The 26,214-nt window shown below is 71.1% G+C and carries 21 protein-coding genes; 15 read left to right on the top strand and 6 right to left on the bottom strand.

Translation table 11 applies throughout. The features are described from left to right. The first annotated feature begins 40 nt into the window (after positions 1-40). The 7 genes from ACIHCQ_RS29000 to ACIHCQ_RS29030 all read left to right on the top strand — a co-directional run bounded on the left by ACIHCQ_RS29000 (position 41) and on the right by ACIHCQ_RS29030 (position 7,518). The gene (locus tag ACIHCQ_RS29000) at positions 41-826 is read left to right on the top strand and encodes a peptidyl-tRNA hydrolase (RefSeq protein ID WP_399668547.1); all 786 of its coding nucleotides are present in this window, start codon (positions 41-43) and stop codon (positions 824-826) included. A 112-nt stretch (positions 827-938) separates the two neighbouring features. Continuing rightward, positions 939-1,712, top strand: coding sequence for a DUF4142 domain-containing protein (locus tag ACIHCQ_RS29005; RefSeq protein WP_399668550.1), 774 nt, complete (start codon positions 939-941; stop codon positions 1,710-1,712). 153 nt (positions 1,713-1,865) lie between these two features. After that, positions 1,866-3,278, top strand: coding sequence for a DUF692 family multinuclear iron-containing protein (locus ACIHCQ_RS29010; RefSeq protein WP_399668553.1), 1,413 nt, complete (start codon positions 1,866-1,868; stop codon positions 3,276-3,278). After that, positions 3,275-4,228 (top strand): TIGR04222 domain-containing membrane protein, encoded by a 954-nt coding sequence (locus ACIHCQ_RS29015; RefSeq protein ID WP_399668556.1) that lies wholly within the window; start codon positions 3,275-3,277, stop codon positions 4,226-4,228. Before ACIHCQ_RS29010 ends, ACIHCQ_RS29015 begins: the two co-directional genes overlap by 4 nt. 146 nt (positions 4,229-4,374) lie before the next feature. Then, a complete protein-coding gene (locus ACIHCQ_RS29020; RefSeq protein WP_399668559.1) occupies positions 4,375-5,202 on the top strand; it encodes a DUF4142 domain-containing protein in 828 nt (275 codons plus the stop codon). Beyond that, positions 5,121-5,849 carry a TIGR04222 domain-containing membrane protein gene (locus ACIHCQ_RS29025; RefSeq protein WP_399668721.1) on the top strand — a complete coding sequence of 243 codons (729 nt, stop codon included), beginning with the start codon at positions 5,121-5,123 and terminating at the stop codon, positions 5,847-5,849. The genes ACIHCQ_RS29020 and ACIHCQ_RS29025 overlap by 82 nt, the downstream gene beginning before the upstream one ends. 58 nt (positions 5,850-5,907) lie before the next feature. Then, complete coding sequence (locus ACIHCQ_RS29030) at positions 5,908-7,518, top strand: alpha/beta hydrolase (RefSeq protein WP_399668562.1); 1,611 nt, start codon at positions 5,908-5,910, stop codon at positions 7,516-7,518. 65 nt (positions 7,519-7,583) lie between these two features. On the opposite strand, the gene hemQ is transcribed toward ACIHCQ_RS29030, so the two are convergent. Both hemQ and hemG read right to left on the bottom strand, forming a co-directional pair. Next, positions 7,584-8,303 carry a hydrogen peroxide-dependent heme synthase gene (gene hemQ / locus ACIHCQ_RS29035; protein ID WP_399668565.1) on the bottom strand — a complete coding sequence of 240 codons (720 nt, stop codon included), beginning with the start codon at positions 8,301-8,303 and terminating at the stop codon, positions 7,584-7,586. Positions 8,304-8,307: 4 nt separating this feature from the next. After that, a complete protein-coding gene (gene hemG, locus ACIHCQ_RS29040; protein WP_399668568.1) occupies positions 8,308-9,798 on the bottom strand; it encodes a protoporphyrinogen oxidase in 1,491 nt (496 codons plus the stop codon). Positions 9,799-9,927: 129 nt separating this feature from the next. On the opposite strand from hemG, the gene ACIHCQ_RS29045 reads away from it, so the two are divergent. Both ACIHCQ_RS29045 and ACIHCQ_RS29050 read left to right on the top strand, forming a co-directional pair. Then, positions 9,928-10,923, top strand: a complete 996-nt coding sequence (locus ACIHCQ_RS29045) for a DUF4349 domain-containing protein (protein WP_399668570.1) — start codon at positions 9,928-9,930, stop codon at positions 10,921-10,923. A gap of 28 nt (positions 10,924-10,951) precedes the next feature. After that, positions 10,952-12,325 (top strand): FAD-dependent oxidoreductase, encoded by a 1,374-nt coding sequence (locus ACIHCQ_RS29050; protein ID WP_399668573.1) that lies wholly within the window; start codon positions 10,952-10,954, stop codon positions 12,323-12,325. Between the two features lie 268 nt (positions 12,326-12,593). On the opposite strand, the gene hemE is transcribed toward ACIHCQ_RS29050, so the two are convergent. Further along, complete coding sequence (gene hemE / locus ACIHCQ_RS29055) at positions 12,594-13,712, bottom strand: uroporphyrinogen decarboxylase (protein ID WP_399668575.1); 1,119 nt, start codon at positions 13,710-13,712, stop codon at positions 12,594-12,596. A gap of 91 nt (positions 13,713-13,803) precedes the next feature. Here hemE and ACIHCQ_RS29060 point away from each other — a divergent pair, with 91 nt between their 5' ends. The 5 genes from ACIHCQ_RS29060 to ACIHCQ_RS29080 all read left to right on the top strand — a co-directional run bounded on the left by ACIHCQ_RS29060 (position 13,804) and on the right by ACIHCQ_RS29080 (position 20,641). Further along, complete coding sequence (locus tag ACIHCQ_RS29060; RefSeq protein ID WP_399668578.1) at positions 13,804-14,514, top strand: DUF3000 domain-containing protein; 711 nt, start codon at positions 13,804-13,806, stop codon at positions 14,512-14,514. 244 nt (positions 14,515-14,758) lie between these two features. Next, the gene (locus ACIHCQ_RS29065; RefSeq protein ID WP_399668581.1) at positions 14,759-15,421 is read left to right on the top strand and encodes a LuxR C-terminal-related transcriptional regulator; all 663 of its coding nucleotides are present in this window, start codon (positions 14,759-14,761) and stop codon (positions 15,419-15,421) included. A gap of 110 nt (positions 15,422-15,531) precedes the next feature. Then, positions 15,532-16,815, top strand: a complete 1,284-nt coding sequence (locus ACIHCQ_RS29070) for an HRDC domain-containing protein (protein ID WP_399668584.1) — start codon at positions 15,532-15,534, stop codon at positions 16,813-16,815. Between the two features lie 402 nt (positions 16,816-17,217). Further along, positions 17,218-18,438 carry a thiolase family protein gene (locus tag ACIHCQ_RS29075; RefSeq protein ID WP_399668587.1) on the top strand — a complete coding sequence of 407 codons (1,221 nt, stop codon included), beginning with the start codon at positions 17,218-17,220 and terminating at the stop codon, positions 18,436-18,438. 73 nt (positions 18,439-18,511) lie between these two features. Beyond that, the gene (locus ACIHCQ_RS29080; protein WP_399668590.1) at positions 18,512-20,641 is read left to right on the top strand and encodes a 3-hydroxyacyl-CoA dehydrogenase NAD-binding domain-containing protein; all 2,130 of its coding nucleotides are present in this window, start codon (positions 18,512-18,514) and stop codon (positions 20,639-20,641) included. A 72-nt stretch (positions 20,642-20,713) separates the two neighbouring features. Here the strand turns inward: ACIHCQ_RS29080 and ACIHCQ_RS29085 are convergent, their stop codons facing one another. Continuing rightward, positions 20,714-21,868, bottom strand: coding sequence for a hypothetical protein (locus tag ACIHCQ_RS29085; RefSeq protein WP_399668593.1), 1,155 nt, complete (start codon positions 21,866-21,868; stop codon positions 20,714-20,716). A 124-nt stretch (positions 21,869-21,992) separates the two neighbouring features. Here ACIHCQ_RS29085 and ACIHCQ_RS29090 point away from each other — a divergent pair, with 124 nt between their 5' ends. Further along, positions 21,993-22,418, top strand: a complete 426-nt coding sequence (locus tag ACIHCQ_RS29090; protein WP_399668596.1) for an NTP pyrophosphohydrolase — start codon at positions 21,993-21,995, stop codon at positions 22,416-22,418. A gap of 95 nt (positions 22,419-22,513) precedes the next feature. Here the strand turns inward: ACIHCQ_RS29090 and ACIHCQ_RS29095 are convergent, their stop codons facing one another. After that, complete coding sequence (locus ACIHCQ_RS29095) at positions 22,514-24,040, bottom strand: amino acid permease (RefSeq protein ID WP_399668599.1); 1,527 nt, start codon at positions 24,038-24,040, stop codon at positions 22,514-22,516. 187 nt (positions 24,041-24,227) lie between these two features. Further along, positions 24,228-26,150, bottom strand: a complete 1,923-nt coding sequence (gene dxs / locus ACIHCQ_RS29100) for a 1-deoxy-D-xylulose-5-phosphate synthase (protein ID WP_399668602.1) — start codon at positions 26,148-26,150, stop codon at positions 24,228-24,230. Between the last annotated feature and the right edge of the window lie 64 nt (positions 26,151-26,214).

Genomic DNA, 26,214 nt, shown 5'->3' on the forward strand with positions numbered 1-26,214 from the left:
GCCAACAGAGCGGACGACAAGGACTGGCAAACTGTTCGAGGTGAGCAGCGAAGAGATCCAGCCCGACAGTCCTCCCGGCAGTCCCAGCAGTCCTCTCAGTCCTGTCAGTCCTGTCAGTCCTGTCAGTCCTGTCGACAGTCCTTTCCGGCATGAGAGCACCGCGCGCGACGAGGCTCCGCAGTTCGTCCTGCCGCTGGTGGTGCACATCGAGAAGGCCGATCCCCCGGCCCGTACCGACGCGCTGGAGACCACGGCCCGCGCCGTGCTCTCCTTCCTCAGCGACGAACGGTCGCACGGCGAGGGAGAGTGGGCACAGGCGATGCGGGACTGGCAGGACGCCCGGATCCGCAAGGTGGTGCGGCGGGCGCGCGGCGCGGAGTGGCGCAAGGCCTCGGCGCTGCCCGGCATCACGGTCACGGGCAGGGCCGCCGAGGTGCGCGTCTTCCCACCCGTCCCGCTGGACGGCTGGCCCAAGGAGCTGGCCAAGCTCCAGGTCTCCGGCACGGACCTGGACGACCCCGAGCCGCCCGCGGCGCCCGACCTCGCCGCTCCGGTGCTGTGGCTGAGCCCGAAGCTGGACATGTCGGCGGGCAAGGCGATGGCGCAGGCCGGGCACGGCGCGCAACTCGCTTGGTGGGAGCTGTCGGAGGCGGACCGCGCGGCGTGGCGCGAGTCAGGCTTCCTCCTGTCCGTACGCACTCCGGATCCGGCGCACTGGCACCAACTCACGGTCAGCGGCCTGCCGGTTGTCCGTGATGCCGGTTTCACGGAGATTGCGGCAGGCTCGTGCACGGTGGTCGCTGACCATCCGTCGCTGCGCGGCTGAACGCTGGGGCACCGCGTTACGTACTCCTCGGTACCGCCAAGTAGTTTGAACGATTATCAGTTGGCGGTTGGATTGGTTGCCGTGTAACGCATCGGCTCTGGAGGCACATTTGTTGCGGCGTATCAACGGGACAGCTCTGATCATCGCGGCCCTGGTCGCCACGGTAGGCGCGCTCGCGTTCCCCGTGTGGTCGTATGCGGATCGTTCCGGAACTGGACAGGACAATCTCAACGCGTCGACCGTGGCGACGCAGTGGGGGCCGCTGTCGGCGGCCGACCGTGACTTGCTGGTGAAGGTCCGGCTGGCCGGGCTCTGGGAGCTGCCCGCAGGACAGCAAGCACTCGAACGCGCTCCGACCCAGGCGATCAAGGACGTCGGCGACCACCTGATCGTCGGTCACACCGACCTCGACAAGCGGTCGCGCAATGTGGCGGCGAAGCTCGGAGTGCAGCTGCCGAACCAGCCTTCCGACATCCAGCAGGGCTGGCTGCGGGAGCTGTCGGCGGCGAGCGGTCTGGAATACGAGCAGAAGTTCGCGGACCTGCTGCGCGTCGCGCACGGCAAGACCTTCATTCTGATCGCCCAGGTCCGGCACAGCACCCGGAACATGCTGATACGGCAGTTGGCGAGCGACTCCAGCATCACGGTCCTGGACCACATGACCATGCTTGAGGCCACCGGAAGGGTCAACTTCGACGCCATCGCGAACGAGGCGGCCGGGGGTGCGACAGCCAGCCCCACCGGTCCGCCGCCGCCGAACGGGGCCCTGCCGCCGTCGCCGTCGGTGGCGGCTCCGACCGGGAACCAGACCGTTACGTCGTCGCCGTCGCCACAGCCGGGAGCGCCGACGGCGATCAACACGAACCGGCCGGCGCCCTCGCCGTGATCACGTCCCGGCGGGGCCGTGCCAGGCCCCGCCGGGACGATCCGGAACCTCAAATCAACCTCTGAACGTCCCCTCCTCCGGGTTCGTGGCCGTCCGTCGGGGCCATAGGCCCTGCACGCAGCGCCACACGGCGCTGATGGAGGGGGACAACTCATGCAAACCGAACTCGGTATCGGTATCGGCTGGCGGCCCGAGATCGCCGACGCGGTGGAACGGCTGCCCGGCGTCGACTGGGTCGAGGTCGTCGCGGAGAACATCTGCCCGGGCCATCTGCCCGCGGCCCTGACCCGCCTGCGCTCGCGCGGCACCCGGATCGTCCCGCACGGCGTCTCGCTGGGCCTGGGCGGCGCGGACCGCCCGTCCGAGCAGCGGCTGGCCGACCTGGCGGAGCGCGCGACGGCGCTGGACGCGCCGCTGGTGACGGAGCACATCGCGTTCGTACGGGCCGGAGGCGTGCTCACCGCGTCCCCGCTGCTGGAAGCGGGCCACCTGCTGCCGGTGCCGCGCACCTGGGACGCGCTGAGGGTGCTCTGCGAGAACGTCCGCATGGCGCAGGACTCGCTGCCGGTGCCGCTGGCGCTGGAGAACATCGCGGCGCTGATCTCGTGGCCGGGCGAGGAGCTCACTGAGGGGCAGTTCCTGGCGGAACTGGTCGAGCGCACGGGCGTACGCCTGCTGATCGACGTGGCGAACCTCCACACGAACCACGTCAACCGGGGCGAGGACCCGTCGGCGGCGCTGGATGAACTGCCGGTCGAGGCGATCGCGTACGTCCATGTGGCGGGCGGCATCGAACGCGACGGCGTCTGGCACGACACGCACGCGCACCCGGTGACCCGGCCGGTCCTGGACATTCTGACGGAACTCCGGGCGAGAGTGGCGCCGCCGGGGGTCCTGCTGGAGCGGGACGACGACTTCCCGCCGGAGGCGGAGCTGTCGGCGGAACTGACGACGATCCGCACGACACTGACCGCGGCGGCGGGCCGGGCAGGGCATGCGACCCCGCGGTCGGTAGCCCGGCCGTCGTACCGCGTGCGGGGTGCGGCCCGCGCCCACGAGGGCGCACCCACCGGTACGCGGACGGCGGTCCGCGCGCCGAGTGCTGAGGATCCGGCCCCGGCACCCGCTCCGGGGGACGCCACCGACCCCGCAGCCCGCGCTCACGTCGCCCTTGCGCAGGCCTCCCTGCTTTCCGCCCTCGTCGCCGGTACCCCTGCCCCCGAAGGCTTCGACTCCCGGCGCCTGCGCGTACAGAGCCGCGCCCTCGCCGCCAAGCGTGCCGATGTCGTCGCCAAGGTCGCGCCGGAGCTGCCCGAGATCCTCGGGGACGGCTACCGCGCCGCGTTCCTCTCGTACGCCAAGGACCGCCCCATGCGCGCCGGCTACCGGCGTGACGCGCTCGACTTCGCCGAGCAGCTGCTCATCGCCGGCCGTCCCGCCGACGCCGACGCCCGACGCCGGCTCACCCGCTGGTGGGAAGAGCGTGCCACCCAGAGCCCGCCGCGCCGTGCCACCCGGTTCGTACGCGCCGCCCGTGCCGTCCTCGTCAGAGGAGGCGCGGGATGATCGCGCTCGCCGTGCTCATCTATCTCGCCATCGGGGCCTCCTCCGCGGCACTGATCGCGCGAGTGTCCGCCTCCCAGCGCCGCCACCCCGCCGCCGGGGCCCGTATCCACGACGTCTACGAGGCCGCCTTCCTCAGCGGCGGCCCCGCCCGCGTCGTGGACGCCGCGCTCGCCGCCCTGCACGCCGACGGACGGCTCGTCATCGGCGGACCCGGCATCGTCGCCGTACGGAATCCTGTCGCCCATGACCTCGTCGAGCGTGCGGTGCTCGCGCGGCTGGCCGCCGCGCCGACGGGGGCTCTGCGTCACATGCGCCTCGGCGCGATGCGCGACCCCGCCGTACAGGAGATCGGCGACGGCCTCGCCGCCCGCGGGCTGGTGGCGGTACCCGGGCAGAACAGCGCACTGGCCGCCTGGGGCATCACCCAGGGGGTGGTGTGTCTGCTGGCCATACCCGCCTCCTTCATCGTCACCGTCCTCACCCTCGTCGGCGCGGGACCGTTCGAGTCCGGCCCGCCGCTCATCGTCATGGTTCTGCCGGTTCTGATCGCGGGCATCTTGATCGGCTTTCTCATGGCGGGCCGTGCCAAGCGGCGGATCAGTACGGCGGGCCAGGACGCCCTCCGCTCGTACCGGGCCGAGAACACCACTGCCTACGCGCCGGCCCTGCTGGTCGCGCTCCGGGGCCTGCCCGCCGTGCCGGATCCGGCGCTCCGGGCGCAGTTGACGGCGGCGGCACGGGGCCCCGTGCGCGGAGGCGGCGGCCACTCGCCGCCGGACACAGCGGACAGCGGCGACCCCGCGGCCGTATGGTGCGCCGGGTCGAGCCCCGGGTCCGGTTGCGGCAGTTCCTCCGGGGGCGGCGGCAGCAGCTGCGGGAGCTCGTCCGGCTCCAGCTGTGGCAGCTCCTCCGGCGGCGGATCGAGCTGCGGAGGCGGCGGCGGTTCCTGACGTACGAGAACGTACAAGAACGTACGCGGCCGTACGCCGACATACGTACGCCGACGCGTACAGCGATGCGCGGTCAATCCCCCGAACACGCCACGGGATCACGCCCAGGCCGACTAGCGTGCTGGACCGCACGCGCAGGAGGCAGCATGCGTTCCCTCACCGGCACCGGCATGGTCGTCGTCGCCCTGACGGCGACCGTCGCCGCGATTCTCTTCCCGATCTGGACCTACGAGGACCGCTCCGGCACCGGCCTCGCCAATCTCCGCGCCGGTTCCGTCCCCACCGCCTGGGGCCCGCTCTCCGCCGCCGACCGGGACTTCGTCGTACGCGTCCGACTCGCCGGACTGTTGGAGCTTCCCGCCGGGCAACAGGCCATCGACCGCGCCCCCTCCGTCGCGGTCAGGACAGCGGGCGAGCATCTCGTCCACGGCCACACCTACCTCGACGCCCGCGTCCGCGAGGTCGCGAAACGGCTCTCCATGGAGCTGCCAAACCAGCCGACCGGCCAACAGCGCGGCTGGTTGGAGGAATTCACCGCGGCGCGCGGCCTGGAGTACGAGACCAAGTTCGCCAATATCCTGCGCCGGGCCCACGGCAAGGTCTTCTCCCTCGTCGCCGACATCCGCAACAGCACCCGCAACACACTCGTGCGGGCGCTGGCCGACGACGCCAACACCACCGTCCTGGACCACATCAAGGTCCTGGAGGCGACCGGGCTCATCGACTTCGACGCCATCGCCGCCGACTCCGCCCAGTCCGACCGGTCCGCTCAGTCCGCTCAGTCCGCCCGGTCCACAGGGCGGACTCCCCATGGCATCACCACCGTCAACTCACGTAGAACTCAGTCATGTTCTGGACGCTCTTTCTGCTGGTCGCCTGGGCCCTCGCGGGCATCAGCTGCGCCCGGCTCTGCCTCGCCGCCGTCGAAGCCGCCCGCACGAACCTCACGCCCCAAGAAGGGCCCCCGGAACTGAGCCTGTACGAGGCCGCGTTCCTCGCGGGCGGCCCGCAGCGGGTCACCGAGCTCACCCTCGTCTCGATGCACCGGCGCCGCACACTGCTGCTCGCGCACACCGGCTGGGCCACCGTCGTCGACCCGGAGGGCGAGGACGACCTGGAGCGCTCCGTCATCAGCGCGATAGGGCCCGCGGGACAGGCCAGGATCGCGGCCGTACGGGCCACCGCGGCCGCCACCGACGCGGTGCGGGCCCTGGCCGAGCGTCTCGTCGCCGCCGGTCTCGCCGTACCCGAGACCGCCAGGTCGCACGTCGCATCGGCCGTGCGCGGCGTACAGGGAGCCACCGTGCTCATCCTGGTGCTGGCGACCGCCGCCGTGCTGACGCTCCCCCAGGAGCAGGGAGCGGGCAGCGGGCTGGTCCTCGCCTGGTTCGCGCTTCCTCTCATGCTGACCGGCGGCTCTCTCGTCGTCGCGCGGATCGAGGTCCATCCGTCCGCCCGCTGGGCCTCGCCCGACGGTCAGCGCCTGCTCAGTTCGTTCTCCCCCGACGACTCGCTCACCGCCGTCGCCCTGAGCGGGGTCTGGGCCATCGACGACCCGGACCTGCGAGCGGCGCTGAGCCACAGCCGTACCCACAGCCGTACCGCGCATCGGAGTGATTGAGCCCGACACGGCCCGTCGGTGCTTTACACCGCCCGACGATCTGTTGACCCTGTCCCGGATGAGAGCAGCTGCGAGATACCGGGCCGTGGCAGGCGTCAGTTCCTTGGTCTCCCTGGCCCTGTCCGCGCTCGTCGTCGCCCCGGCCGACGGCGCGACGACCACCACCGTCGAGTCCTACGGCACAGCCATCGCCGCCGAGCGCGCCGCCGCCACGGGCATCGCCTTCGGCAGCTGCCCCGAGTCCGAGAGACTGCCCGCGCCGGTCCAGTGCGGCACGGTCACCGTCCCGCTCGACTACGCCAGGCCCTCGGGCCCGCTGATCGAACTCACCGTCAGCCGGATCAAGGCGAGCGGCGCACCGGCCGAGCACCAGGGCGCGTTCGTCTACAACCCCGGCGGCCCCGGCAGCTCCAGCATGATCTTCCCGCTGGCCGCCCAGCTCCCCGAGTGGCAGCGGATCTCCCGGGCGTACGACATCGTCGGCTACTCCCCGCGCGGCGTCGGCCGCTCCGCCCCGCTCTCCTGCCAGGAACCGGCCGACTTCGGCAAGGCCCCGACCCTCGCCCCGGTCCACCCCTCCGAGTCGTACAAGCAGGAGCGGATCGCCGAGGCGAAGGCGTACGCGGACGGCTGTGCGCGCAGGGCGGGGCCCGCGCTGCGCCACTACACCTCGCTCAACAACGCCCGCGACCTGGATGTGCTGCGGGCGGCGCTCCGCCAGGAGAAGCTGACCTTCATGGGCGCCTCGTACGGCACGTACCTCGGAGCGCTGTACGCGACCCTCTTCCCCTCGCATGTGCGCCGTATGGTCTTCGACTCGGCGGTCGATCCGGACCGGCACAAGATCTGGTACCGCAGCAACCTTGAGCAGTCGTTCGCCTTCGAGAGCCGCTGGGCGGACTTCCGTGCCTGGGTCGCCAGGCACGACAAGACGTTCCAGCTGGGCGCGACACCCGAGGCGGTGGCACACAGCTACGAGAAGATCCGCACGCGCCTCGCGCGCGAGCCCGCGGGCGGCAAGGTCGGCCCCGGCCAGCTGCACGCGGCGTTCCTGGGCGCGGCCTACTACGACGACTTCTGGCAGCCGCGCGCCACCGCCCTGTCCGAGTATCTGAAGGGCAACGCGCAGCCGCTGATCGACCAGGCCGCACCGGACCCGGCGGGGGCGCGGGAGGCGGAGAACGGCAAGGCCGTGTACACCGCCGTCGAGTGCAACGACGCCCCGTGGCCGACGGACTGGGAGGAGTGGGACCGCGACAACAGCCGCCTCGCGCGCAGCGCCCCGTTCGAGACCTGGGACAACGCCTGGATGAACCTGCCGTGCGCCTTCTGGTCCGCGCACCGGCAGGAGCCGCTGAGGGTCCGTACGAAGCGCGGCGAACTGCCCCCGACGCTGATCCTGGCCGCCGAGCGGGACGCGGCGACGCCGTACGAGGGGGCTCGCGAGCTGGCGCGGCGGCTGAAGGGCGCGGTGCTGATCACCGAGCGGGACTCCGGTTCGCACGGCATCGGCGGCGGCAAGAACGCCTGCGTCAACGGATACCTGGCGGACTATCTGCTGACCGGACAGACGCCGGTGCGGCGCGCTGAATGCGCGCCGCACCAGGAGCCGGACCCGGTGTCGCTGGACCGGCGCGCCACTGCCAAGAGGCTGCCGCGCGCGGCCTGATCTTCCGGGTCGGGATAGCCGGGGCCGCCACGAGGCGGCCCGGCTACCGGGTTTCAGGGGATCCGCTACGCGAGCCCCGCCACCAGTTCGGCGACGGACTTGCGGCGGCCCGTGTAGAACGGGACCTCTTCGCGTACGTGCATCCGGGCCTCGGACGCGCGCAGGTGACGCATCAGATCGACGATCCGGTACAGCTCGTCGGCCTCGAAGGCCAGCAGCCACTCGTAGTCGCCGAGCGAGAACGACGCGACCGTGTTGGCGCGCACATCGGGGAAGCCGCGCGCCATCTTGCCGTGGTCGGCGAGCATCCGGCGGCGGTCCTCGTCCGGCAGCAGGTACCAGTCGTAGGAGCGTACGAAGGGGTAGACGCTGACATAGTTGCGCGGCGTCTCGTCGGCCAGGAAGGCCGGGACGTGCGACTTGTTGAACTCGGCGGGCCGGTGCAGCGCCATGTTCGACCAGACCGGCACGAGGGCGCGGCCCAGCTTCGTACGCCGGAAGAGGTTGTACGCCTCCTGGAGCTCGTCCGCGGTCTCCGCGTGCCACCAGATCAGCACGTCCGCGTCGGCGCGCAGCCCGGAGACGTCGTACGTGCCGCGGACGGTGATGTCCTTGGCGGCGAGCTGGTCGAACAGCTCCTGGACCTCGTCGGCGTAGCCGGTGCGGTCGGTGGCGTCGGGCAGCACATCGCGCAGCTTGAAGACGGACCACAGGGTGTAGCGGATGACCTCGTTGAGGTCCTTCGCCTTCTTCCCCGCGTTGGGAGCCTTTTCCGGTGCAGTCATGAGGCTATTCTCCCGCGTCGTCCCCAGTGACCCGCACCAGGGTCGACGTGGCGATGATCTCGTCGGCCGCGCGGCGCGCGCTCGCGATGCAGGCGGGGATGCCGACGCCGTCGTACGCCGCGCCGCAGACCCGCAGGCCGGGCAGTTTGGCGACCTCGTCGCGGATGCGGGCGACGCGCGTGAGGTGCCCGACGGGGTACTGGGGCAGTCCGCCGATCCAGCGGGTCACTTCGGTGGCCACAGGCTTGGCCGCGGGTCCGGCGCCGGCCCCGGACCCGGACCCGAATCCGGCGCCGAGCCCGACCGCCTCGCCGAGATCCCGCAGGGATACGTCGACCAGCTCGCCGTCCTCGCGGTCCAGCTGCTCCTCCTCGCCGTACCGGCCGATCGAGGTCCGCAGCAGGAAGAGCTCGGAGGAACCCTCGTCCACCCATCCCCACTTCCGGGTCGAGAAGGTGGACGCCTTGATGGTGCGGCCGTCCACCGGCGGCACCAGAAAGCCGCTGCCTTCCGGCATCCGGCCCAGGTCGGCGCGGCGGAAAGCCATGGTCACCAGGGCCATGGAGGCGTACTCGATCCTGCCGAGCTCGGCGGCCGCTGCCGGTGACTCGTCGGCGAGCAGCGCGGAGGCGGACCAGGCGGGCGTGGCGAGCACCACGCCGTCGGCGGCGATGACGCGCCGGCCGGCGCGGATCTGCCAGCCCCGGTCGGTACGGGTGAGCTCGTGGACCGGCGTCTCGGTGAGGATCTCGCCGCCCCCCGCGCGTACGGCCTCGGCCACCGCGCCCGGCAGGGTTCCGATGCCGCCCGCGATGCCCATGAAGACGGGTTGGTCCTGCTGCACGGCAGCAGCGGCGGTCCGCGCCTGGAGGTCCCGTACGGCCGCGAGCAGCGAACCCTGGGTCTTCACGGCCTCGAACAGCTGCGGCACGGCGGCACGCATCGAGATCTTGTACGCGTCGCCCGCGTACACCCCGCCCAGCAGCGGCTCCACCAGCCGGTCCACGACCTCGCGGCCGAGGCGCTCGGCGACGTACGCGCCGACCGCGACATCGTCGCCGAGCTCGGCGGGCGGCAGATCCCGCTCCCGCTCGATGCGGGCGATGCCTTCCGGGGAGAGCAGCCCGGAGAGCGCCGCCGGGTCGCCCGGCACGCCCATCACATGGCCCTTGGGCATCGGGCGCAGCGCGTCGCGGGTCCAGACCGTCGCGGAGGCGGTGGCGGGCGGCTGGAGCCGGTCGGCGAGGCCGACGGCGCGGGCCAGTTCGACCGCTTCGGGACGGCGGGCGAGCATCGACTCGGCGCCCAGGTCGACGGAGACGCCCGCGATCTCGCCCGCGCGCAGCTTGCCGCCGAGGCGGTCGGAGGCCTCGATGAGGGTGACGCGGGCCCCGGAGCCGAGCAGCCGGTGCGCGGCGGCGAGACCGGCGATGCCTCCTCCGATGACGACGATATGACTCGTACGTGCGTTCACATCTTCTGGGCTGGACAGCATGGGGCCACTCTCTCAGACCCGTAACGAGTCCCGACCGTGACCGCTTCGGAACCGGGAAAGGGCAACCCGGGCCCCTGCCTCCCACGTCGAACCGGCGACACTCAACTACCTGTCCCTGGGGGGGCCGATATGCGTGCTCGGCGTACATGCGCGGCACTGTTGCTCACCGTCTCACTCGGCGTCGCCGGGTGCAGCGGAGCCAACGACAGTGGGTCCACCGCAGACGAGAAGGCAGCGCAGAGCGGAGCGCAACCCGCGGCGGAGGACGCGGCACGGGCCGAAGGGAGCGGGTCGCTCGCGGACGCCGGAGCCCCTTCCGCTCCTTCCGGCCGACAGCAGGCGGAGCCGAAGAACCCGGTCGCGCTGCCGACGACCCACATCATCCGCACCGCCACGATCAGCGTGGAGGTCGAGGACGCCCCGAAGGCCCTGGCGAAGGCGCGCACGGCGGCCGAGGACGCCGGCGGGCATGTCTCCAACGAGTCCACCGAGCGGCTCGACGACACGCATGTGACCTCGCACGTCGTGCTGCGCGTCCCGCAGGAGAAGTACGACGCGGTGCTGACCGAGCTGGCAGGCGCCGGGAAACTGCTCTCCCGCAAGGCGGACGCCAAGGACGTCACCGGGCAGGTGGTCGATGTGGACAGCCGCATCGCCACGCAACGGGCGAGCGTCGCCCGCGTACGGGCACTGATGGACCGGGCCACGCAGCTCAGCGATGTGGTCACCCTGGAGGGGCAGCTGAGCAGCCGTCAGGCCGAGCTGGAGTCGCTGCTGGCTCAGCAGGCCTCGCTCAAGGACCGTACGACGCTGGCGACGATCACGGTGGACCTCACCGAGAAGGAGGGCCCGGAGCCGAAGAAGGACGAAGACGAGGACCCGGGCTTCCTGGACGCGCTCAACGGCGGCTGGGACGCGCTGGTGACGGCGGTGAAGTGGATTGGGATCGTGATCGCGGCGATCGCTCCGTGGGTCGCGGCGTTCGGGCTGCTGTTCGCGCTGTGGTGGTGGGTGATCCGGCCGCGGCTGGCGAGGCGCACGGCGGCGGCTCCTGCCCAGTGGCCTGTTCCCGCTCCGGCTCCGGCTCCGGCTCCCGGCAGCGGTACCGACCCCGGCCAGGACTGAACGGCCGCTTCGCCGTAGCGTGTTCCCCATGGCAACGGAGCGGCTGGTAGTCATCGGGGGCGATGCGGCGGGCATGTCCGCCGCATCGCAGGCACGTCGGCTGAAGGGCCCGGACGAGCTGGAGATCGTGGCCTTCGAGCGCGGTCACTTCAGCTCGTACTCGGCCTGCGGGATCCCGTACTGGATCAGCGGTGACGTGGCCGAGCGCGACGCGCTGATCGCCCGTACGCCGGCCGCGCACCGCGAGCGCGGGATCGATCTGCGGATGCGTACGGAGGTGACGGAGATCGACGTCGCCGGCCAGCGCGTCCGCGCCCGCGACCTCGAAGCGGGCACCGAGTCCTGGACCGGCTTCGACAAACTGGTCGTCGCGACGGGGGCGCGGCCGACGCGCCCGCCGCTGCCGGGCATCGACGCCCCCGGCGTCCACGGCGTACAGACGCTGGACGACGGCCAGGCGCTGCTGGACGGCCTCACCACCCCCGGCGGGCGCGCGGTCGTCGTGGGCGCGGGCTATATCGGCGTCGAGATGGCGGAGGCGATGCTCAAGCGCGGCTACGAGGTGACCGTCCTCAACCGAGGCGAGCAGCCCATGGCCACCCTCGACCCGGACATGGGCCGCCTGGTCCGCGAAGCGATGGAGGGCATGGGCATCACCACGGTGGCCGGCGCCGAGGTCGCCAAGATCCTCACGGGCGAGGACGGCCGGGTGTCGGCGGTCGCCACCGAGTCCGCGTCGTACCCGGCGGATGTCGTGGTCCTCGGCATGGGCGTCGAGCCGGAGACGACGCTCGCGCGCGCCGCGGGTCTGCCGCTGGGCGCGTACGGCGGTCTGCTCACCGATCCGGCGATGCGGGTCCGCGGCCACGAGAACATCTGGGCGGGCGGCGACTGTGTGGAGGTCCTCCACCTGGTCTCGGGCCGCGACCGCCATATCGCGCTGGGCACGCACGCCAACAAGCACGGCCAGGTCATCGGAACGAACGCGGGCGGCGGCTACGCCACGTTCCCGGGGGTCGTCGGCACGGCGGTCAGCAAGGTGTGCGACCTGGAGATCGCCCGTACCGGGCTGCGCGAGAAGGACGCCCGCGAGGTGGGGCTCCAGTACGTCACGGCCACCATCGAGTCGACGAACAGCGCGGGCTACTACCCCGGCGCCACGCTGATGACGGTGAAGATGCTCGCGGAGCGCCGTACGGGCCGCCTGCTCGGCGTCCAGATCGTGGGCCGCGAGGGCGCGGCCAAGCGGGTGGACATCGCCGCGGTCGCTCTGACGTCGGGAATGACGGTGGAACAGCTGACGGCCCTGGACCTGGGCTACGCCCCGCCGTTCTCGCCGGTCTGGGACCCGGTCCTGGTGGCGGCTCGGAAAGCGGTCCGGGCGGTACGGGCGGCGGGCTGAACCGTGCGTGGACGCGGGGGAAGCAGTGCGCCCGGCAGGGTGACCGGTCCGATCCGGAGGCAATCGGGCGATTCCGAGCGGACGTCATCCGGGTCAACTTCAACGGGGGCCTCGTCGACGGCGGCCCCAACTGGGACTCCTGCCAGCTCAACGCCGGCAACCCGCCGATCAACTGCGAGTCCTCCTTCTGACCGGCGCGGGTGCTCACCACGGGCCCCGACCCACCGGCGGGCACCCGCACAGGTCAACGGCTCAATGGGTCAACGGGTCAACGCGCGGTCTGCGTGTGGACGTACTCCACCAGCCGCGTCAGCGCGTCCGGGTCCGTCGTCGGCAGCACCCCGTGGCCCAGGTTGAACACATGGCCCTCAAGACCGGCCGCCGCCTCCAGCACCTCGCGGGTCTTCGTCTCGACCGCTTCCGTCGGGGCGAAGAGCACGGCCGGGTCCAGGTTCCCCTGCAGCGCCTTGCCCGGACCGACCCGACGCGCGGCCTCGTCCATCGGGACCCGCCAGTCGACGCCGACGACATCCGCGCCGGCCTCGCCCATCAGACCCAGCAGTTCGCCGGTGCCGACACCGAAGTGGATGCGCGGGACGCCGTACGAGGCCACCGCCTCGAAGACCTTGGCCGAGGCGGGCATCACCGAGCGCCGGTAGTCCGCGGGGGCCAGCGCGCCCACCCAGGAGTCGAAGAGCTGCACGGCCGACGCCCCGGCCTCGATCTGGACCTTGAGGAAGGCGGAGGTGATCTCCGCGAGCCGGTCCAGCAGATCCGCCCACAGCTCCGGGTCGCCGTACATCAGCGCCTTGGTGTGCTCGTGGTTGCGCGAGGGGCCGCCCTCGACCAGATAGCTCGCGAGGGTGAAGGGCGCGCCGGCGAAACCGATGAGCGGCGTGGACCCCAGCTCGGCGGTGAGCAGGCCCATCGCCTCGGTGACGTACCAGACGTCCTCGGGTGTGAGGTCGCGCAGCCGCGCCAGGTCCGCGCGGGTGCGGATCGGCTCGGCGACGACCGGGCCGATACCCGGCTTGATGTCGAGGTCGATGCCGATCGCCTTGAGCGGTACGACGATGTCGCTGAAGTAGATCGCCGCGTCGACCTTGTGGCGGCGCACGGGCTGGAGGGTGATCTCGGTGACCAGCTCGGGCCGCATGCACGATTCGAGCATCGGGATGCCCTCGCGCAGCTTGAGGTACTCGGGCAGCGAACGGCCCGCCTGCCGCATGAACCAGACCGGCGTGTGCGACACGGGTTCACGCCTGCACGCCTTCAGAAACGTGGAGTCGTGGGTCGCGGTCTGCTGCGTCGTGGTCTGCCGGCCCGTGACAGGGGTCTCCCCTGTTCGAGCGGAGCCGAGAACTTGGGGAAGGTCATTGGCGCTCACGCCAGAATCTTCGCACGTACACAGGAAGTGGCTGCCCCGGGCCGGGTGTCTCTCCCTGCGCGAAGCCCCCGTTCCGCCTACTCTTCCCCGCATGGCTGCGGCTCAGGGACAGTTTTCCGATCATCCGACGGATCATCCGGATCATTCAGGTCACTCCGATCAATCCAACAGCGCCGGCGAACCGGACAGCGCGGAGGGGAATGCCGTCCCGCGCGCGTTCCGGCAGGCGGTCGAGGCACTGCGGGCGGCCCGGCTGCGCCCCGAGATCGAGGCGGACCCGACGCCCCCGCCCAAACGCCTCGCGCCGTTCGCGTACGCCCTGGAGGCCGCGGTCGTCGAGGGCGACGAGGATCTGGCGGACGGCCGGCTCGTCCTGCTGCACGATCCGGCGGGCCATGACGCCTGGCAGGGCACGTTCCGGCTGGTGACGCTGGTACGCGCCGAACTGGAGCCGGAGATGGCGGCCGACCCGCTGCTGCCCGAGGTCTGCTGGTCGTGGCTGACGGGCGCGCTGGAGGCGCGCGGTCTCTCGTACGGGGAGGCGAGCGGCACCGTCACCCGTGCGGGGTCTCACTATTTCGGTGGACTCTCCGACCGCCGTCCGGTGACGCAGATCGAGATCCGGGCCTCGTGGACGCCGCGGGAGGGCGCCGGCGGGGTCCCGGACGCGGGGGCTCACTTCGCGGCCTGGTGTGATCTGCTCTGTCAGATCGCGGGGCTGCCGCCGTCACCGTCCGGTGTGGCGGAGACCGCGACGGGCGTGGTGTCGCTGCCGCAACGGCGCGGTCCACAGCAGCCGTAAGGCGTTCGGGCGTACGGGCATTCAGGCATACGGGTTGGCCTACGGCCTGGCATACAGGCGTACGGGCTCGATCGTAGGATGATCGATCGCGCGTCCGAATTGCACCAATTGTTACTCACTAAATCGTGATCATTCCCTAAAGCCGGACGGCTTTGCTGCCGAAGAGGTTCGTGACCCGTCAAGCACAGTTCACCCGGCTTCTTCCCCGAGCCGGGCCCCGTCCCGCACCTTCCCAGGAGGCCTGGTGTCCGTTCTACTCGAGCAGCCCGCAAGCCTGGTCGCCTACCGCCCGAACAAGCCGACGGCCATGGTCGTCGTGGCCGACCCGCGCGTCCGCTCCACCGTCACCCGCCACCTGTGGGCCCTCGGAGTACGTGATGTGATCGAGGCGTCGTCCATCGCGGAGGCCCGCCCCCGCGTCGGCAACCCGCGCGACATCTGCGTGGCCGACGTCCACCTGCCCGATGGCTCCGGGCTGACCCTGCTGTCCGAGACCAGAGCCGCCGGCTGGCCCAATGGCCTGGCCCTGTCCGCAGCCGACGACATCGGCGCCGTGCGCAACGCCCTCGCGGGCGGCGTCAAGGGCTACGTCGTCACCGGTACGCGTACGAACATCGGACACCCGAGCCGCCCCGGCGCGCCCCCCATCGGCGCCGCGGCGAGCCGGATGCACCGCCGCCCCCCGGGCGCCCCGAGCCACCCGGGCGGCTACCGCGAGCTCTCCGGCCGCGAAGTGGAAGTACTCCGCCTGGTCGCCGAAGGCCAGTCCAACAAGGCGATCGGCGTCTCGATGGGCTTGTCCGCATTGACCGTGAAGAGTCACCTCGCCCGTATCGCACGCAAACTCGGCACGGGCGACCGGGCCGGAATGGTGGCGGTAGCGCTGCGAACCGGAATCATCCACTGACCCCTTCCACTACCTTTTAATCCCTTTACACATCCTTTCCGTATTTCTTCGCGCCCGCCGACGGAACGTTCCGTCGGCGGGCGCTGTCCGTTCACAGATACCCTTGACAGGTGACCGACGCCCAAGAGACCGCAGCAGAGACAGCACTGCGAACCACCGGGGGCGCTCCCCCGGACGACGATGGATCGGTCGATGGGCTGCCGATTCCCTTGCTGGAGCCCCGGGAAGGCATTCCACCCGTGGTGGCCACCGACGACGCCCTCGCCGAAGTGATCGCCGCCTTCACCCGTGGCACCGGCCCGGTGGCCGTCGACGCCGAGCGCGCGTCCGGCTACCGGTACGGCCAGCGCGCCTATCTCGTACAACTGCGCCGCGAAGGCGCGGGCACCGCACTGATCGACCCGGTCGGCTGCCCGGACCTCTCCGGGCTCGGCGAAGCCCTCTCCGGTACGGAGTGGATCCTGCACGCCGCCACCCAGGACCTGCCGTGCCTGCGCGAAATAGGCATGGTCCCCACCCGGCTCTTCGACACCGAGCTGGCCGGACGGCTCGCGGGCTTCCCCCGGGTCGGGCTCGGCGCGATGGTCGAGAGCGTGCTCGGCTACGCGCTGGAGAAGGGCCACTCGGCCGTCGACTGGTCCACCCGCCCACTGCCCGAGCCGTGGCTGCGGTACGCCGCGCTCGATGTGGAACTGCTGGTGGACCTGCGCGACGCGCTGGAGAAGGAACTGGACCGCCAGGGCAAGCTGGAGTGGGCGCGCCAGGAGTTCGAGGCGATCGCCTCGGCCCCGCCGGCGCCGCCGCGCAAGGACCCCTGGCGTCGTACGTCCGGGATGCACAAGGTGCGTCGCCGGCGTCAGCTGGCGGTCGTACGGGAGCTGTGGACGGCCCGCGACAAGATCGCGCAGCGGCGTGACGTGTCACCGGGCAAGGTGCTGAGCGACGCCGCGATCGTGGAGGCGGCACTGGCGGTACCGGCGAACCTGCACGCCCTGACCGAGCTGCCCGGGTTCGGCCACCGGATGGGGCGGCGCCAGCTGGAGCAGTGGCAGGCGGCGGTGGAGCGGGCCAAGGCCCTGACCGACGTGGAGCTGCCCCAGCCCGGCCAGCAGCTGAACGGCCCGCCGCCGCCGCGCTCCTGGGTGGACAAGGACCCCGAGGCCGCGGCCCGCCTCTCCGCGGCGCGCGCGGCGGTCTCGGCGCTGGCGGAGGAGCTGGGCCTGCCCCAGGAGAACCTGATCACTCCGGACACGGTCCGCCGGGTCTGCTGGGAGCCGCCGCTGGAGCCGACGGAGGAGGCGGTGGCGGGGGCGCTGTCGTCCCACGGCGCCCGCGCCTGGCAAATCGCCCAGGTGACGCCGCTGCTGACGCACGCGCTGACGGCCACGTCCTGACGAGCGCGGGGCGCGGACCCTGGTCGGGGGCGCTGCGGGGCTGGTTTTGCCTCGGGCCCTTGTCGGGGCTCCGCCCCGAACCCCGCGCCTCAATCGCCGGCGGGGCTTGGGTTGCCGGTGGCCCGGCAATTCAAGCCCGTCCGGCGTTTGAGGAGCTGGGGGTCCCCCCATGCCCGCCAGGGCGTAGGGGGAGTAGGGGGAGGGCGGGTAGGGGACAAGCCCGCCGCAGGCGCAACCCGCGCCACCGCAACCCGTACGCGCACCGCACCGCCCCACCCCCCACCCCCCTGTGACCTTCGCCGCTCCCCCCATAGGTACTGTTCCCCCCGGTTACCCGCAAGTAGCATGACCGTGGAAGCGCGCCGCAGGCGTGCCGCACCCGCACCCTGGAGGAGAGCCAACGTGCCTCGTACCGTCAGGGATGTCGTCTTCGTCGACGGCGTCCGCACCCCGTTCGGCAAGGCGGGCCCGAAGGGCATTTACCACGAGACCCGGGCCGACGATCTCGTCGTGAAGGCCATCCGCGAGCTCCTGCGCCGCAACCCGGACCTCGACCCCGCCAAGATCGACGAGGTCGCCATCGCCGCGACCACCCAGATCGGCGACCAGGGCCTCACCATCGGCCGCACCGCGGGCATCCTCGCGGGTCTGCCGCAGTCCGTCCCGGGCTACTCCATCGACCGCATGTGCGCGGGCGCGATGACCGCCGTGACAACGACCGCCGGGTCGATCGCTTTCGGCGCGTACGACATCGTCGTCGCCGGCGGCGTCGAGCACATGGGCCGCCACCCCATGGGCGAGGGCGTGGACCCCAACCCCCGCTTCGTCTCCGAGAAGCTCGTCGACGAGTCCGCTCTCTTCATGGGCATGACGGCCGAGAACCTGCACGACCGCTTCCCGCACATCACCAAGCGACGCGCCGACGAGTACGCCGTGCGCTCCCAGGAGAAGGCCGCCAAGGCCTACGCCAACGGCAAGATCCAGCAGGACCTGGTCCCCGTCTCCGTACGCCGTACGAACGCGGAGGCGGGCGAGACCGGCTGGGGCCTGGTCACCGCCGACGAGCCGATGCGACCCGGCACGAGCCTCGAATCGCTCGCCGGGCTGAAGACCCCCTTCCGCCCGCACGGCCGCGTCACCGCGGGCAACGCCGCCGGCCTCAACGACGGCGCCACCGCCTCCCTCATCGCCTCCGAGGACTTCGCCCGCGCCAACGGCCTGCCGGTCAAGATGCGGCTCATCTCGTACGCGTACGTCGGCGTCGAGCCCGAGGTCATGGGCTACGGCCCGATCCCCTCGACCGACAAGGCGCTCGCCAAGGCCGGTCTGTCCATCAGCGACATCGGCCTGTTCGAGATCAACGAGGCCTTCGCCGTCCAGGTGATCGCCTTCCTCGACCACTACGGCATCGCCGACGACGACCCGCGCGTCAACCAGTACGGCGGCGCGATCGCGTACGGCCACCCGCTGGCCTCCTCCGGAGTCCGGCTGATGACACAGCTGGCCCGGCAGTTCGAGGAGCAGCCGCACGTCCGCTACGGCCTGACGACCATGTGCGTCGGCTTCGGCATGGGCGCGACGGTCGTCTGGGAGAACCCGCACTTCGATGGAGGCACCAAGTGAGCGAGCGCAGCGAGCGAACAAATGGAAGGTGCACCACGTGCGCATGCCCGACCGAGCGAAGCGAGGGAGTGGCATGAGCACGACCACTGAGCTCCTGAAGGGCGCGGCCGAGCTGTTCCCGGACGAGGTCGTCACGCAGGCGCACGTACGCCACCTCGACCTCCCCTCCGGGGCGGGGCGCTTCGCGCTGATCACGCTGGACAACGGCCTGGACCACACCAAGCCGACCACCTTCGGCCCTCAGTCGCTGGCGAATCTGAACACCGCCGTCGACCAGGTCGAGCGGGAGGCGGCCGAGGGCGCGATCATCGGCGTCGGCATCACCGGCAAGCCGTTCATCTTCGCGGTCGGCGCCGACCTCAAGGGCGTCGAGCTGCTGAAGCGGCACGAGGACGCTCTCGCGATCGGCAAAGGCGGTCACGACGTCTTCAAGCGGCTGTCCGGCCTCGCGGTCCCGACCTTCGCGTACTACAACGGCGCGGCCATGGGCGGCGGTGTCGAGGTCGGTCTGCACTGCACGTACCGCACGGTGTCCGCCGCGCTGCCGGCCTTCTCTCTCCCCGAGGTCTTCCTCGGTCTGGTCCCGGGCTGGGGCGGCTGCGCGCTGCTGCCGAACCTGATCGGCGCCGACCGCGCGGTCACGGTGATCATCGAGAACTCGCTCAACCAGAACAGGCAGCTCAAGGGCGCGCAGGTCTTTGAGCTCGGCATCGCCGACGCGCTCTTCGAGGGCGCGGACTTCCTGGAGCAGTCGCTGATCTGGACGGCGTCGGTCCTCAAGGGCGACCTGACCGTCGAGCGTCCCGAGCCCGACCGCGGCGAGGCCTGGGACCAGGCTGTGGCGCGCGGCCGGTCCATCGCCGACTCCAAGGTGCACGGCGCGGCCCCGGCCGCGTACCGCGCCCTGGACATCATCGAGACCGCGAAGAGCGGCGACCTCCAGGCCGGCTTCGACGCCGAGGACGTCGCCCTCGCGGACCTGATCATGGGCGACGAGCTGCGCAGCGGCATCTACGCCTTCAACCTCGTCCAGAAGCGCGCCAAGCGCCCGGCCGGCGCGCCGGACAAGCAGCTGGCCCGCCCGGTCACCAAGGTCGGCGTCGTGGGCGCGGGTCTGATGGCCTCGCAGCTGGCGCTGCTCTTCCTGCGCCGCCTGGAGGTGCCGGTCGTGCTGACCGACATCGACCAGGAGCGCGTCGACAAGGGTGTGGGCTACGTCCACGGCGAGATCGAGAAGCTGCTCGCCAAGGGCCGCATCAACCAGGACAAGGCCAACCGTTACAAGGGCCTGGTCAGCGGTGTGCTGGACAAGGCCGAGGGCTTCGCCGACGCGGACTTCATCATCGAGGCCGTGTTCGAGGAGATCGGCGTCAAGCAGCAGGTGTTCGCGGAGGTCGAGGCGGTCGCTCCGGCGCACGCGATCCTCGCCACCAACACCTCCTCGCTGTCGGTGACGGAGATGGCGTCCAAGCTCCAGCACCCGGAGCGCGTGGTCGGCTTCCACTTCTTCAACCCGGTCGCGATCCTTCCGCTGCTGGAGATCGTCCGCGGTGAGCGCACGGACGACGCCGCGCTCGCCACCGCCTTCGGCGTCGCGAAGAAGCTGAAGAAGACCGCCGTGCTGGTCAAGGACGCGCCCGCCTTCGTGGTCAACCGCATCCTGACCCGCTTCATGGGCGAGATCCAGAACGTCATCGACGAGGGCACTCCGGTCGAGGTGGCCGAGAAGGCCGTCGAGCCGCTGGGGCTGCCGATGTCGCCGCTGGTGCTTCTGGAGCTGGTGGGCCCCGCGATCGGGCTGCATGTGTCCGAGACCCTCCACAGTGCCTTCCCGGACCGCTTCACGGTCTCCGAGAACCTGGCGGCGGTCGTCAAGGCCGGCAAGCGCGGCTTCTACGTCTACGATTCCGGGCGGCCGGAGCTGGACCCGGAGGTCGCGGCGCTCCTCAAGCAGGGCGACACGGTCCTGACCGAGGAGCAGACCCGCGCCCGCGTCCTGGAGGCGGTGGCGCAGGAGATCGGCCTGATGCTGGAGGAGGGTGTCGTGGCCGAGGCCCAGGACATCGACCTCTGCCTGCTCACGGGCGCGGGCTGGCCCTTCCACCTGGGCGGCATCACGCCGTACCTGGACCGCGAGGGTGTCTCGGAGCGCGTGAACGGGAAGCCGTTCCTGGCGCGGGGTGTGGCGAGCGTCCCGGCGTAACCCGTAAGAACCCGCCTGAAAGCAGCGGCCCCGGCACCGAGGAACGGTGCCGGGGCCGCTGCTTTCTCTGCTCTACACGCTGGTCCAGGCCTCCATGGCCAGTCCGGGTTCGTTCGTCTTCTGGCGGGTGATCCGCAGGCTGCCGTCCGGCGCGAAGGCGGCCAGTACGACGCGTCCGTGGGCGTCGAGGGCCAGCGCCGGGGCGCCCACGCACACCTCTCCGGTGCCGGTCCAGACCGCGCCGACCGACTCGTTCTCCGTCGGGTAGGCGGCCAGGGCGGGCCGCCCGTCGCCGTCGCGGTGTGCCATGAGGGTGCAGTCGTGGCCGTCCACAGCGGCCCGGAGCAGGGCCACCGGACCGGTGCCGGTGGCACCGCCCAGCGGCTCCGGCGCGCTGTCCGGCCGCCAGGCGTAGACCTCGCCGGACTTGTCGTCGCGCCAGTAGAACGTGAGCCGGTCCTCACCGGTCCGTACGGCGGCGACGGAACCGTTGATGACCTGCGAGGGGATGTCCGCCTCCCGGTTGAACTTGGGCTTGTCGCCGTCGTCCTGCACCCAGCGCATGATGCTCTTGGCCGTGGGGGCGAGGATCTCGATCCGGCCGCTCTCGGCCACCCCCGCGGCCAGCAGGCCCTGGGCCGCACTGCCCTTGAGGTCGGCCCACTTGCTGAACAGGCCGGACGGGATCTGGCTGCGCACGCACACGCCGCCGCCTGCGTTGCGGATGAAGACATGGGCGTTGCCCTTGGCGTCCACGACCGCCGTAGGACGGCCTATCTGCGCGGCGTGGACCCAGTCCTGCGCATAGGGCGTACCGAGCGAGTGCCAGTCCCTGACCGGGCGGCCCGACTGGTACTGGACCGCCATGACAATTTCTGTCCGGACCTGGCCGTCGTCTCCCTCGGTGCGCCGGATGGCGAACAGATGCACATAGCCGTCGGCGCCCTGGGCGATGGCGAGATGCGGATCAAGACCGGCGCTCTCGACGATCAGCTCGGGACCGGTCCACTCGGGCCCGGCGGGCCGCGTCTCCGTCCAGCGGAGCACGCCTTCGTCCGTGGGCGCGTACGCCGTGAGCCGGCCGTCCTTGCCGCGCAGCAGCCAGCCGGTGGCAGTCGGACGGCCGTCCTCCGTTGTGCTGACCGGAGCGGTACGCCGCGGTGCCGCGGTCTCCTCGCGAGTCCGGCCCGCCTGCCGTCTCGAAGTCCGCGCAGACCCCAACGCCATGGCTTACCGGCCACCTTTCCTGATGATGAGAACCGAGAACCGCACTGAGCGGCCATATACAAGACTCCATGAAGGTGCTGCGACAATAACACCCAGCCGGGCGGCGAAATTTTGGGGATTTCTGATGCGTACGCTGGTGATCGTCGATGCGGCGAATGTGGTCGGTTCTGTGCCTGACGGGTGGTGGCGCGACCGCCGCGGAGCAGCCGAGCGACTGCGGGACCGACTGGCCGGCTCGGCCGCGAGCGGGGTGGCGGGGCATCCCGGCCCCATCGAACTCGTACTGGTCGTGGAGGGCGCGGCGCGCGGCGTGGAGCCGGTCCCGGGCGTACGGGTGGAGTCCGCGTCCGGCAGCGGCGACGACCGGATCGTGGAGCTGGCGTCGTCCGGCCGCGCGGCGGGGAGGCCGTGCGTCGTGGTGACGGCCGACCGGGAGCTGCGACGGCGGGTGGAGGCGTACGGAGCGGAGTGCGTGGGCCCGCGAACGGTTCGCGGCAACTCAAGCCCGTCTGGGGGCACCACCCATGCCGAAGGCTATGGGGAAGATTGAGGACACTCCCCCTACGCCCCAAGGGGCGTGGGGGGACCCCCACCCGAAGGGCGGTACAGGCAGTCCAGCGGGGCACGCGCGGACGGCGCTCAAACCTAGCGGGTTGACCGGGGCGCCCCGGACCGCGGCTCGGCGTGGAGTCGGCTGTGCCGGCGGCCGTACGCCGCGTACACGACGACACCCAGCGCCATCCAGATGGCGAACCGCAGCCACGTCTCCGCGGGCAGATTGAGCATCAGCCACAGCGACGCGGCCACGGACGCCACCGGCAGCCACGGCATCAGCGGCGTGCGGAACGAGCGCGGCAGGTCGGGGCGGGTGCGGCGGAGGATGACGACGCCGATCGCGACGACGACGAACGCGAAGAGCGTGCCGATGTTCACCAGCGTCGCGAGTTCGGCGATGCTGGTGAACCCCGCGATGACGGCGATGAGCACACCGAGCAGCACCGTCGCCCGGTACGGCGTGCCGAACTTCCAGTGCACCCGGGAGAAGAACCGGGGCAGCAGGCCGTCCCTGCTCATCGCGAAGAACACCCGCGTCTGGCCGAGCAGCAGAATCATGCACACCGTGGTCAGCCCGACGGCGGCGCCGAAGCTGATGAACCCCGCGTACCAGGGGTGGCCGGTGGCTTTGAAGGCGTCCGCGAGCGGCGCGTCCACCGACAGCCGGGTGTAGTGCTGCATGCCGGTGACGACGACGGACACGAGGACGTACAGCACGGTGCAGATGATGAGGGAGCCGAGGATCCCTCGCGGCATGTCCCGCTGCGGCAGCCTCGTCTCCTCGGCCGCCGTGGCCACGATGTCGAAGCCGATGAAGGCGAAGAACACCACGGACGCCGCCGTGAAGATGCCCATGACGCCGAAGTTCGTGGGCTGGTAGTCGAAGATCAGCTGGACGAGCGGGGCGTCAAGACCCGAGCCGGGGGGCTGGTTCACGGGCTCGGGGATGAAGGGCTCGTAGTTCGCGCCGTTGATGAAGAAGGCACCGGCCACGATGACGACCAGGACCACGGTCACCTTGATCAGGACAACGACCGCGGTGACCCGGGCGGAGAGCTTCATGCCGAGGACGAGAATCCCGGTGAGCAGCAGCACCAGCAGGAAGGCCAGCAGATCGAAGCCGAAGCCCTCGGTCTCGCTCGTCCCCGCCAGGCCCTGGGGCAGATGCCAGCCGACGTTGTCCATCAGCGACCTGACATAGCCGGACCAGCCGACGGCCACCACCGCCGTGCCGAGCGCGAATTCGAGGACCAGGTCCCAGCCGATGATCCAGGCGGGCAGCTCGCCCAGCGACGCGTACGAGAAGGTGTACGCCGACCCGGCCACCGGGACCGTGGAGGCGAACTCCGCGTAGCAGATCGCCGCCAGCGCGCAGACGATACCGGCGGCGACGAAGGCGAAGGCGGTGGCGGGGCCCGCCGTCTCCTTGGCGACCTTGCCCGTGAGAACGAAGATGCCGGTGCCGATGATGACGCCGACGCCGAAGACCGTCAGATCCAGCGCGGAGAGGGACTTCTTGAGCGCGTGTTCCGGCTCTTCCGTGTCGAGGATCGACTGCTCGACAGTTTTTGTACGAAAGACGCCCCATCGGCCTGTGGGGTCTGTCTCTGTGCTCACGGGGGCACCTCCACGCTTGTCGTCCTCGACATGATCGTGACGAAGCGGGGCCCACCGGCGGCTGTTCGGATGGAGTTGAGCGGAGTTCACGCGAATGGGCCGGTAGGACCACCCTTACTGGGTGACCCACCGGCCCGGGTTTATGCAGGGGTGCGTGAACGACGCACCTGACCGCCCGTCAGTCGCGTCAGTCGCGGGCGGGCTCCACCGCTTCGCTCTCGTACCGGCCGTCCATCCTGGCGACGATCCCCGTGACCTGGCGGGCGATGTCCGGGGCCGTCAGGCCGATCTCCGCCATGACCTCCTTGCGGGAGGCGTGGTCGAGGAAGCGCGGCGGGATGCCGAAGTCGCGCAGCGGGATGTCGACGCCGGCGTCGCGCAGCGCCTGGGCGATCGCCGATCCGACGCCGCCCGCCCGGCTGTTGTCCTCGACGGTGACGACCATGCGGTGCTGCTCGGCGAGCGGCGCGAGGGCCTCGTCGACCGGCTTGACCCAGCGGGGGTCCACGACAGTGGTGGTGATGCCCTGTTTGTTGAGCAGTTCGGCGATCTCCAGGCACATGGGGGCGAGCGCGCCGACGGAGACGAGGAGCACATCGGGCTGCACGCCCACGTCCGTGCCCGCGTGGCGCAGTACGTCCATCCCGCCGACCCTGCCGAGGGACTGTACGGCCGGGCCGACCGCGCCCTTGGAGAAGCGGACCACGGTGGGCGCGTCCTCGACCGCGACGGCCTCGCGCAGCTGGGCGCGGACCTGGTCGGCGTCGCGCGGCGCGGCGATCCGCAGGGTCGGCACGCACTGGAGGATCGACATGTCCCACATGCCGTTGTGCGAGGCGCCGTCCGTGCCGGTGACGCCCGCCCGGTCGAGTACGAACGTCACTCCGCACTTGTGCAGGGCCACGTCCATCAGGACCTGGTCGAAGGCGCGGTTGAGGAAGGTGGCGTACACGGCGAAGACGGGGTGCAGTCCGCCGGTCGCGAGCCCGGCGGCGGAGACCGCGGCGTGCTGCTCGGCGATGCCGACGTCGTAGACCCGGTCGGGGAAGGCCTTGGCGAATTTGTCCAGGCCGACGGGCTGGAGCATCGCGGCGGTGATCGCGACGATGTCAGGGCGCTCCTTGCCGAGCTTGACCATCTCCTCGCCGAAGACCGAGGTCCAGTCGACGCCGGAGGAGGCGATCGGCAGGCCGGTGTCGGGGTGGATCTTGCCGACGGCGTGGAAGCGGTCGGCCTCGTCCTGGAGGGCGGGCTGGTAGCCGCGGCCCTTCTCGGTGAGGCAGTGGACGATGACGGGGCCGCCGAACCGCTTGGCGCGGGCGAGGGCGGACTCCAGGGCCTCGATGTCGTGGCCGTCGATCGGGCCGACGTACTTCAGGCCGAGGTCCTCGAACATGCCCTGCGGGGCGATGAAGTCCTTGAGGCCCTTCTTGGCGCCGTGCAGGGTCTCGTAGAGGGGCTTCCCGACGACGGGTGTGCGCTCCAGGATGTCCTTGCCGCGGGCCAGGAAGCGCTCGTAGCCGTCGGTGGTGCGCAGGGTCGCCAGGTGGTTGGCGAGGCCGCCGATGGTGGGCGCGTACGAGCGCTCGTTGTCGTTGACGACGATCACCAGCGGGCGGTCCTTGGCGGCGGCGATGTTGTTCAGCGCCTCCCAGGCCATGCCGCCCGTGAGGGCTCCGTCGCCGATGACGGCGACGACGTGGTCGTCCTTCTTCAGCACCTCATTGGCCTTGGCGAGGCCGTCGGCCCAGCCCAGCACCGTCGAGGCGTGGGAGTTCTCGATGATGTCGTGCTCGGACTCGGCCCGGGCCGGGTAGCCGGAGAGGCCGCCCTTCATCTTGAGCCGGGAGAAGTCCTGGCGGCCGGTGAGCAGCTTGTGCACATAGCTCTGGTGGCCGGTGTCGAAGAGGACCTTGTCCTTCGGCGACTCGAAGACACGGTGCAGCGCGATGGTCAGCTCGACCACGCCGAGGTTGGGACCGAGGTGTCCGCCCGTCTTGGAGACGGCGTCGACGAGGAAGGTCCGGATCTCCGCGGCCAGCTCGTCCAGCTGCTCGGGGCTGAGCCGATCCAGATCGCGTGGTCCCGTGATGCGGGTCAGCAGCGCCACCCGTGCCTCCTAAGCGATTGAACTGGTCGAGCTTGCCGGTCCGCCGAGTCTAAGTGTTCCCCCC

This window comes from Streptomyces sp. NPDC052236 (assembly GCF_044548015.1).
In the GTDB taxonomy this organism is placed as follows: Bacteria; Actinomycetota; Actinomycetes; order Streptomycetales; family Streptomycetaceae; genus Streptomyces.

Bases quoted from the DNA above. Each gene is read 5' to 3' on its own strand.
- ACIHCQ_RS29060 (WP_399668578.1), top strand. From the start codon at position 13,804: ATGGCTGCGGCTCAGGGACAGTTTTCCGATCATCCGACGGATCATCCG.
- ACIHCQ_RS29030 (WP_399668562.1), top strand. From the start codon at position 5,908: ATGAGAGCAGCTGCGAGATACCGGGCCGTGGCAGGCGTCAGTTCCTTG.
- ACIHCQ_RS29085 (WP_399668593.1), bottom strand. From the start codon at position 21,868: ATGGCGTTGGGGTCTGCGCGGACTTCGAGACGGCAGGCGGGCCGGACT.
- ACIHCQ_RS29045 (WP_399668570.1), top strand. From the start codon at position 9,928: ATGCGTGCTCGGCGTACATGCGCGGCACTGTTGCTCACCGTCTCACTC.
- ACIHCQ_RS29015 (WP_399668556.1), top strand. From the start codon at position 3,275: ATGATCGCGCTCGCCGTGCTCATCTATCTCGCCATCGGGGCCTCCTCC.
- ACIHCQ_RS29090 (WP_399668596.1), top strand. From the start codon at position 21,993: ATGCGTACGCTGGTGATCGTCGATGCGGCGAATGTGGTCGGTTCTGTG.
- ACIHCQ_RS29050 (WP_399668573.1), top strand. From the start codon at position 10,952: ATGGCAACGGAGCGGCTGGTAGTCATCGGGGGCGATGCGGCGGGCATG.
- ACIHCQ_RS29020 (WP_399668559.1), top strand. From the start codon at position 4,375: ATGCGTTCCCTCACCGGCACCGGCATGGTCGTCGTCGCCCTGACGGCG.
- hemG (WP_399668568.1), bottom strand. From the start codon at position 9,798: ATGCTGTCCAGCCCAGAAGATGTGAACGCACGTACGAGTCATATCGTC.
- hemQ (WP_399668565.1), bottom strand. From the start codon at position 8,303: ATGACTGCACCGGAAAAGGCTCCCAACGCGGGGAAGAAGGCGAAGGAC.
- ACIHCQ_RS29010 (WP_399668553.1), top strand. From the start codon at position 1,866: ATGCAAACCGAACTCGGTATCGGTATCGGCTGGCGGCCCGAGATCGCC.
- ACIHCQ_RS29080 (WP_399668590.1), top strand. From the start codon at position 18,512: ATGAGCACGACCACTGAGCTCCTGAAGGGCGCGGCCGAGCTGTTCCCG.